The organism is Bradyrhizobium genomosp. I (2014), assembly GCF_000261685.1.
GTDB lineage: Bacteria > Pseudomonadota > Alphaproteobacteria > Rhizobiales > Xanthobacteraceae > Bradyrhizobium.
This window is the reverse complement of the sequence record NZ_AJQE01000390.1, coordinates 1-8,831: the sequence shown is the minus strand read 5'-3', so window position 1 is coordinate 8,831 and position 8,831 is coordinate 1. Positions and strand designations below refer to the sequence as shown.

At 65.5% G+C, this 8,831-nt stretch carries 7 protein-coding genes; 6 read left to right on the top strand and 1 reads right to left on the bottom strand.

Going from position 1 to position 8,831, the window contains the following annotated elements; all coding sequences use genetic code 11:
- Window positions 1–597 precede the first annotated feature (597 nt).
- Entirely contained in the window at window positions 598–2,385 is a 1,788-nt protein-coding gene (locus IC50_RS34355; RefSeq protein ID WP_035715701.1) for a peptide ABC transporter substrate-binding protein, read from the bottom strand.
- 535 nt (window positions 2,386–2,920) lie between these two features.
- Here IC50_RS34355 and IC50_RS34350 point away from each other — a divergent pair.
- The 6 genes from IC50_RS34350 to IC50_RS34325 all read left to right on the top strand — a co-directional run.
- Window positions 2,921–3,955: a putative FMN-dependent luciferase-like monooxygenase gene (locus IC50_RS34350; protein WP_035715699.1), complete on the top strand. Its 1,035-nt coding sequence runs from the start codon at window positions 2,921–2,923 to the stop codon at window positions 3,953–3,955.
- Window positions 3,956–4,092: 137 nt separating this feature from the next.
- Window positions 4,093–4,707, top strand: a complete 615-nt coding sequence (locus tag IC50_RS34345) for a CMD domain protein (protein WP_035715695.1) — start codon at window positions 4,093–4,095, stop codon at window positions 4,705–4,707.
- Window positions 4,704–5,342, top strand: coding sequence for an alkylhydroperoxidase domain protein (locus IC50_RS34340; RefSeq protein WP_050991185.1), 639 nt, complete (start codon window positions 4,704–4,706; stop codon window positions 5,340–5,342). The genes IC50_RS34345 and IC50_RS34340 overlap by 4 nt, the downstream gene beginning before the upstream one ends.
- On the top strand, window positions 5,339–6,496 hold the full coding sequence (locus IC50_RS34335; protein ID WP_035715694.1) for an ABC transporter substrate-binding protein: 1,158 nt from the start codon (window positions 5,339–5,341) through the stop codon (window positions 6,494–6,496). Before IC50_RS34340 ends, IC50_RS34335 begins: the two co-directional genes overlap by 4 nt.
- Before the next feature lie 56 nt (window positions 6,497–6,552).
- Entirely contained in the window at window positions 6,553–8,376 is a 1,824-nt protein-coding gene (locus tag IC50_RS34330) for an ABC transporter permease (protein WP_035715692.1), read from the top strand.
- A partial coding sequence (locus tag IC50_RS34325; protein WP_035715689.1) for an ATP-binding cassette domain-containing protein occupies window positions 8,376–8,831 on the top strand: 456 nt, incomplete at its 3' end. The genes IC50_RS34330 and IC50_RS34325, both read left to right, overlap by 1 nt.

The window sequence follows — 8,831 nt, the reverse complement described above, 5'->3', positions numbered from 1 at the left end:
CCGGCCTTCCCTGCGCCCTCTTGGCTTAGAGGGTGGAGAGACCAGGCAAAGCTCGGGCGAATGCGCCGCGAGAGCGCGACCGCGTGGCCGCTGTTTGACAACCGAGCCCGGCCGGAGGTTCGCCGGTCCGGATGGATTCCGCCCCGGCGGGGCGCGCAGGAACCCTTGCACATGGTCGACGCTTGACCCTGCGGGCCAGCGTCGCCGCCGATGACTGGCCTGCGCGGCCCCGCCTCCAAGCCCCCATGCCCCCCAGGGTGGGGCCGTGCTTCAGCAGAAGGTGCAATGGCCCGAGTCGACCGAGCAGGACATAGGAGAACGCGCATCGCTCGTGGGAGCGGGCCGGCAAGCCCGAACGGATGGCTTTGAGCTGAATCGACTGCCGCGGGCTGGCTCGAACCTCTCCCGCTTGCGTGTCCGCTGCGAGAAGGAGAAGCCGCCGGGTTCTTCACCCTGGCGGCTTCGCAAAGTCCGCAGCTGTTGATCGTCTCCCCAGCCTCGTGCGTACCGCCGTTACCTTGTTTGCGGCCATGCCAGGTCTTTATAAGGAAAGGTGCGTGATTCCGCTGTGATCTGGAGCACACAGTGGAAGGGGTGTCAGCTCCGATACCACGCCGCCAGATTCCACGTGATGGTGTCCCAGCCGGAGATGTCGGCCATCAGGCTGTTGACGCTGGCGTTGACGATGTGGCGCGAGAGCAGCGGCAGGAACACGTTGGCCTCGCAGAAGGTCTCGTCGACCTTCATCAGCAGCGCGGCGCGCTTGGCCGGATCGAGCTCGTTCTGGGCGGCCTTGTAGGCCTTGTCGGCTTCGGGATCTGAGTAGCGCGAGTTGTTGCGGCCGAGCCATTTGTTCTCCTTGGTGGCGATCTCCCAGGACACGCACTGGTTCAGCAGGCGTTCCGGATCGGGCTGCGGCTGCGTCGTGTTGTACATCTCCATGTCGGCATAGAATTTCGAATAGGTGTCGGGATTGCCGACGTCGGAGGAGAAGAACACGGAGGCGGTGACCGCCTTGATCTCGATCTCGATGCCGGCCTTCTGGCAGGCCTGCTTGATGATGGCCTGGGTCTTCTGCCGCGGTGCGTTGGTCGAGGTCTGGAACACGTATTTGAGCCTCTTGCCGTCCTTCTCGCGGATGCCGTCCGCGCCCTTGGTCCAGCCGGCCTCGTCGAGGATCTTGTTGGCCTTGTCGATGTCGAACTCGTATTTCAGCTTGGGCGACTTGAACTGCTTGGGCGCGTTGACGAAGCTCGCGGTTGCGACGGCGCCGCGGCCGTAGATGAACTTCTGGATCGAATCGCGGTCGATCAGGAGATTGATCGCGCGGCGAACGGCGGGATCGGACAGCGTCGGATGGCTGGTCTTGACGCTGGAGCGCTCGCCGTCGACCTCGGTCCACGGGTCCGTCGTGTTGAGAATGATGAACTCGACATTGCCCGAAGGCGTGATGTCGAGCTTGCCCTTGCCGCCAGCCTCCATGCGCTTGAGGACCTCCTCCTCCACCTGCATGTTCCAGGCAAAGTCGTATTCGCCGGTCTGCAGCACCGCGCGCGCGGCGGACACCGCATCGCCGCCGCCCTTGACCTCGATCGTGTCGAAATGCGGCTGGTTCTTGATGTGATAGTCGGGATTGCGCTCCGCGCGGATCATGTCGCCCGGCTTGAACTCGACGAACCTGTACGGGCCGGTGCCGACCGGCTTCAGATTGCCCGGCGCTTCGCGCGACTTCGCACCGACATAGTCGCCGAAATGATGTTTCGGCAGGATCATCCCGACCGATCCGACGAACGGATCGGCCCAGAACGGCGTCGGGGCCTTGAAGATCACCTTGACGGCATGGTCGTCGATCTTCTCGACCTTGATGTCCTTGTAGGAGCCCGTGGTGTAGGCCGCGGTCGCGAGATCGGCGGCGTACTGCCAGGTGAAGACGACGTCGTCGGCGGTGAAGGGCTTGCCGTCATGCCACTTGACGCCCCGCTTGAGCTTCCAGATCACGCTCATGCCGTCCGCAGCAAGGCCGCCGTTCGCCTTGGTCGGGGCCTCGGCGGCAAGGCAGGGGATGAGATTGCCGTCCTTGTCCCAGCCGGCGAGCGGCTCGAAGAAGATGCGCGCGGCAATCTGGTCCTTGGTGCCGAGCGCGAAATGCGGGTTGAGCAGGGTAGGGGCCTGCCAGAGCAGGATCTTGAGCGCGCCGCCGCCGCCGGCCTTGGTCGGCTTGTAGGCAAGGGTGGCGTCCGCCATGGCGACGTCGTGCCACGCCAGGACCTGGCCCGCGATCGGGGCTGCGATTCCAGCCGCGGCCATTGTCCGCATGAACGAGCGTCGCGACAGCGTGCCTTGCTTCACCTCCGCGACCAGATCGCGGATTTCGTTCTCGTCCATCGGATGACCTCCACCTCGCGAAGAAACGTCGTCACCGGCTGCGCGCACTCTAACTCAGCATGTCGGGCGTAGTGGAGTCAAAGAGGGTGTCGTCGGTCTTCGCCGCTCCGCGACCTCTGCGCGCGGCATGCACCGCTTAGCCGCGATCCGCATCATGCTTGTGGTGCACGTTGCCGCCGCTCCGCATTCGTTTCCCGTTTGAAGCCGATTGGAGAAGGGTTGCCCGCGATGGCCGGCCAATATGGATTTCCCTTTCATTGATTTCGCAGCGCAGAAAGGGGAATACGGTTCCGTTGCAGCAAGACCCGTGGAGACCAAGATGTCGTTTCGCCTCCCCCCGATTCTCTCCACCGCGCTGCCGAGCTGGTAGGCAATCTGCCTGCGTAGAGTCCATGCAAGGGCGATCCGGCGGGCAGCCTTGGGTATGAGCCTTGCTATGAGTCTTGCGTACGAGCCTTGCGCAATGCCCGCTTGTCTGGAGCCGCGGCAACCGACATCATCGGGTCGTGGCCATTTCTCGCCCGACAGGGGTCGTATGAAACGCTTTGCAAACCTGAAACGCCTGGGCTTCTTCACGCGGCTGCTCGACGAGGCCCCGGCCGCCGAGCGGTATCGCTTCGCGGCCGAGCAGATCGTGCGCGCCGAAAAGGCGGGTCTCGATTCCGCGTGGATCGCGCAGCATCATTTCCACGAGCGCGAGGGCGGCCTGCCGTCGCCCTTCACGTTCCTCGGCTACGTCGCCGCCCAGACGTCGCGCATCCGCCTCGGCACCGGCATCGTCACGCTGCCGCTGGAGAATGCGGTGAGGGTGGCGGAGGACGCCGCGGTGCTCGATCTCATCTGCAACGGCCGGTTCGAGCTCGGCGTCGGCACTGGCGGCAATCCCTCGGCCTTTGCCGCTTTCGGCCTCGACAGCGCCCAGCGCAACGAGATCTTTGCGCGCAATCTCGAAATCGTCCGCACGGCCTTGGTCGGCAAGCCGCTCGACGGCGGCGACACGCTCTATCCGCAGCGGCCGCAACTGGACAAGCGCATCTGGCAGGCGACATTCTCGGTCGCGGGCGGTGCACGGGCCGGCAAGGCCGGCGATGGTCTGTTGCTGTCGCGCACCCAGCCGCGCACCAGGGAGGCGTCGAACGCCACGCTCGCCGAGATCCAGAACCCGATCATCGATGCCTATCTCGCAGCGCTACCGCCGGGATGCGAGCCCCGCATCATGGCCTCGCGCAGCGTCTTCGTCGCCGACGACCATCGTGAGGCGATGCGCCTCGCCGACATCGGACTGCGGCGCGCGCTGCCGCAATTCATGAAGGGCGGTCACCTTCCCCCGGGCGAGACGCTGGAGGAGATGATCACGGCGTTTGACACCCATGTCGGCGCCGCCGATGAGGTGATCGCCTCGCTCCGTACGGATGCCACGCTGGAGCGGGTCACCGATCTCGTCTTCCAGGTGCATTCGGTGGATGCGCCGCATCCATATGTGCTGCGCTCGATCGAGCTGGTCGCCGACAAGGTCGCGCCGGCGCTGGGCTGGACCCGGACGGCGCCCGATGTGGCGCTGGCGGGCTAGAGCATGATCCGGAAAAGTGCGCAGCGGTTTTCCGAAAAGATCATGCTTAAACAACAACCTACAGCGCGATGACGATTCATCTAATCGCATCGCGCTTTAGACGACATGAACATGATCGCGTTGCACGAGGCCGACTGATGAGTACACAGGATATCATCGACACGCTCGCCGGAATCGAGCCGGGATCGGCTCTCGACGCCATCCGCGCGCGTCGTCTTCAGGCGCGCGAGAACGCGCAGAAGAGCTATCTCTCCCTGTTCGAGCCGATCGATTCGGGCGAGTTCTCGCTGTCCGAGCGCGCGGCGGTCGCGGCCTTCGTGACCGGGCTCCATGGCGAGTCACCCGTCGCCGCCTTCTATCGCGAGAAGCTTGCCGCGAATGCCGATGGAGCGCCCTTGCTCGAAGCGATCACAGCCGAGATCGAGCGCGGCAGGACGTCCGGGCCGTACGGCGCCTTTCCGGCCGGCCCACTGTCGATCGAGAACAAGGCCGGGCTGATCTATCGCGTCGGCGCGGAGCGCAAGCCCGTCCTCGGCGCGAGGCTCGCGGCGGCGCTGGAGCATGCGCATCTCCTGGTGTTCCGCCCGCGTGACGCCTCGTCCGCCGACATGAAGGCGCTGCTGGCCGCCGGCTGGTCGGAGACCGGCATCGTCACGTTCTCCCAGCTCGTTGCGTTCCTGTCGTTCCAGGTCCGCGTCGTCAGCGGCTTGCGCACGCTCGCAGCGGCAAGCGCTCAGGAGCTTGCATCATGAGCACCGTCAATCCGCCCGTCGTCTTCACCCAGGACGAACTCGGCTGGGTCTCGTGGATCGATCCGCTGTCCGAGACCGAGCTGACCGAACGGCACTTCGCCGGCCTGGTCGATCGCGCCCGTGCCAAGTCGGACTATTTTCGCCTTCTGGTGCGCGATCCCGAGGTGCTGGAAGCCCGCACCAGGACCGACAAGGACATCTTCTACAACGTGGCCGATGGCCTGCCGCGCGCCGAGCGCGAGCTCGCGGCGGCTGCAACCTCGCGCCACAACGGCTGCATCTACTGCGCCTCGGTGCATGCGCGCTTTGCCAGCACCTATTCCAGGCGCCGCGACGACGTGCAGCGCCTGCTCGACGAAGGCGTCAAGGCAGATCTCGGCGAACGCTGGAATGCCGTGGTCAAGGCGTCCGTGGCGCTAGCCGCGACGCCGATCGCGTTCGGTCCCGACAATGTCGAGGAGTTGCGCCGTGCGGGCCTCGACGATGCCGAGATCGTCGACGTCATCAACGGCGCCTCGTTCTTCAACTGGGCGAACCGGCTGATGCTGTCGCTCGGCGAGCCCTCGAAAAAGGCAATCTCACCGGCACAAGAATTGCTGCTCGTTTCAACATTGAATGGATGGAGCCGTGCATGAGCAACATCGATCGCCGTACCCTGGTCAGGGGCTCTCTCGCCGCCATGATGGCGGGAGCAGTCTTCTCGCGCAGCGCGTTGGCGCAATCCTCCGAACCGATCCTGCTCGGCGTCAGCGGTCCCTTGACCGGACCCAACGCGCAATATGGCGCCCAGTGGAAGCAGGGCTTTGATCTTGCCCTCGACGAGATTCACGCCGCCGGCGGCATCAACGGGCGCAAGCTCGCCTACCAGTTCGAGGACAGCCAGAGCGATCCGCGCCAGTCGGTGGCGATCGCCCAGAAATTCGTCTCCGATCACCGCATCGTCATGGAGCTCGGCGATTTCTCGAGTCCCGCCTCGATGGCGGCATCCCCAATCTATCAGCGCGGTGGCCTCGTGCAGTTCGGCTTCACCAATTCGCACCCCGACTTCACCAAGGGCGGCGACTTCATGTGGAGCACCTCCGTCAGCCAGGCCGACGAGCAGCCGCTGCTGGCGTCCTATGCCGTCAGGCGGCTCGGCCTGAAGAGGCTCGCGGTGCTGCACCTCAACACCGATTGGGGCCGCACCAGCCGCGACTATTTCGTCAAGGCGGCCAAGGAATTTGGCGCCGAAATCGCGGTGACGGAGGGCTACATCGCGGAGGAGCGCGACTTCCGCTCGACGCTGGTGCGCGTGCGCGACGCCAATCCGGACGGGCTGATCCTGATCTCCTATTATTCCGACGGCGCGCTGATCGCGCGCCAGGCCCGCCAGGTCGGCTTGAAGCAGGTCATGTGCGCGGCGAGCTCGGTCTACTCGCCGAAATTCATCGAGCTGGGCGGCGAGGCGGTCGAGGACGTCCATCTCGGCACGCGCTATTTTCCCCAGGATCCCAGGCCCGAGGTGAGGAAGTTCATCGCCGGCTTCAAGGCCAAGTACAACGGGCAGGAGCCCGACGCCTTCAACGCTTATTCCTATGACGCGATGAACATGGCCGCTGCCGTGGTGAAGATCGGCGGCACCGACCGCCGCGCCGTCCGCGACGCCTTCGCCAAGGTGAAGGACGTCTCGAGCGTCATCTTCGGCAAGGCGACGTTCGACGTCGAGAGCCGCCGGGTCAAGGGCGCCATGAATGCCGAGCTCGTCGTGCGCAAGGGCCAGTTCGCGCTCTGGGACGGCAAGCCGACCTGACCTGACGGCCGGAGCATCCGCTCCGGCCGCTTTCATTTCCACGCGGGGACCCACGTTTGTCTTCCTGGCTCGACTACACGATCAACGGGCTGATCGTCGGCAATGTCTATGCCCTCGTTGCGGTCGGACTCGCGCTGATCTTCGGCGTCAGCCGGCTGATCAACTTCGCGCAAGGCTCGATCTATCTGGTCGGCGCCTATATCGGCTGGGTTGCGGTGGTGCAGCTGCATACGCCGCTGCCGCTCACCGTCATCGTGGTGGCAGCGGCCGCCGCACTGGTCGGGCTGATCATCGAGCGGTTCGGCCTGCGTCCGCTGCAGAACTCGGTGCGGATCGCGCCGCTGCTCGCGACCATCGGCATCAGCTTCGTGCTCGACCAGCTGGTGATGCTGACCTTCTCGCCCAATCCGCGGGCGCTGCCGAGCCAGCTGCCGGACGTCCGTTTCCAGCTCGGTGGCGGCACCATCGGACCGCTCGACCTGTTGATTGCCGGCGTCGGCATCACCAGCGCGCTCTTGCTGTTCGTATTCCTGCGTTACACCAGGCTCGGCTGGGCGGTGCGCGCCACCGCGCAGGATCGCGACGCCGCCATGCAGATGGGCGTCGACGTCGACCGCGTCAATCAGGCGGTGTTCGGCATCGCGGCCGCGCTCGGCGGCGTCTCCGGCATGCTGGTCGGCATGTACTACAACCAGATCGACACCGCGATGAGCCTTCAGGCGACGCTCAAGGGCGTCGTCGCCGAAGTCGTCGGCGGCGCCGGCAACGTGCCCGGCGCGGTGATCGGCAGCCTGCTGCTCGGACTGGTCGAGAGTTACGGCGTCGCCGTGTTCGGCACCAGCTATCGCAATCTGTTCGCGTTCCTGCTGCTGGTCGTCGTGCTCGTGCTGCGCCCGAACGGCCTGTTCGCGAGCGCGCGGCAGGCCCCGCCCGAGCCGCTCACCGGCACCTTCATTGCGCCAAGCCGTCCGGTCCGCATTCCGCGCTGGGTGCTGTTGGTCCTCGCTGCTGTCTTTGCGGTCCTGCCGTTCTTCCCGGTCTCCTTCTACGTGCTTCAGACCATGATCAATGCCTGGCTGCTGGGCATGCTCGCGCTCAGCCTGACTCTGGTCGCGGGCACGATCGGCCAGGTCTCGCTCGGCCATGCCGCGCTGCTCGCGATCGGCGCCTATACGTCGGCGCTGCTGTCGCTGACGCTTGCCGTCCCGGTCGGCCTTGCCGTCATCGGCGGCGGCCTGATGAGTGCCGCGCTCGGCACGCTGCTGATCTCGCCGTCGTTCCGTTTGCGCGGTCACTACGTCTCGATCGCGACGCTCGCCATCGGCGAGATCGTGTCGCTGGTGATCCTGAATTGGGAGAGCGTCACGCGCGGTCCGATCGGCATCTCCGGCATCCCGCCGCTGTCGCTGTTCGGCTATGACCTGATCAGCCCGTCCTCGGTTTACTGGTTCAGCCTTGCGGTGATGCTCGTGCTGGCGCTGCTGCAGGGGCGGCTGCTCGCCTCGCATCTCGGCCGCAGCTTTCGCGCCATCCGCGACGATGACGTCGCGGCGCGTGCCTATGGCCTCAGCCTGAACCGCTACAAGTCGCTGGCCTTCATCTTCGGCGGTTTCGCCGCCGGCGTCAGCGGTGGCATCGCCGCGCATCTGTATTCCTACATCAATCACGAGACCTTCAACACGCAGCAATCCATCCTGGCGCTGACGGTCGTCATTCTCGGCGGCCTCGGCAACGTCGTCGGCGCCATCGTTGGATCGGTCGCACTGGTCGGCTTGCCCGAACTCTTCCGTATCGCGGCGGAGTACCGCATCCTGATCTACGGCATCGTGCTGCTGCTGCTCGTGCGGTTCAGGCCGCAGGGCCTGTTGGGGACGATCTGATGGCGGAGCGGCACGCACCCATGTTGTCCCTGCGCGGCCTGACGCGCCGCTTCGGCGGCCTCACAGCGGTCGATGCGATCGATCTCGACCTCGCCAGGGGCGAGCTCATCAGCATCATCGGCCCGAACGGCGCCGGCAAGACGACGCTGTTCAATCTCGTGACCGGGCTCGACCGGCCCGATGCAGGCTCTGTCCGCTTCGAAGGCCAGGACATCACCGGTCTCTTGCCGGAACGGCTCGCGGCCGAAGGCATCGCGCGCACCTTCCAGCTCGGCCGCGTCTTCGGCAATCTCAGCGTCATCGACAACGTCCTGATCGGCGCGCATACGCGACTGCGTGCCGTGAGGCCGGCGGTGCCTTTGATCGGCCCGCTGCTGGAATTGGGCCTTGCGCTGCTGCGACCCGCCAGCGTCCGGTCCGAAGAGGAAAGGTTGCGCGACGAAGTGAAGGCCATT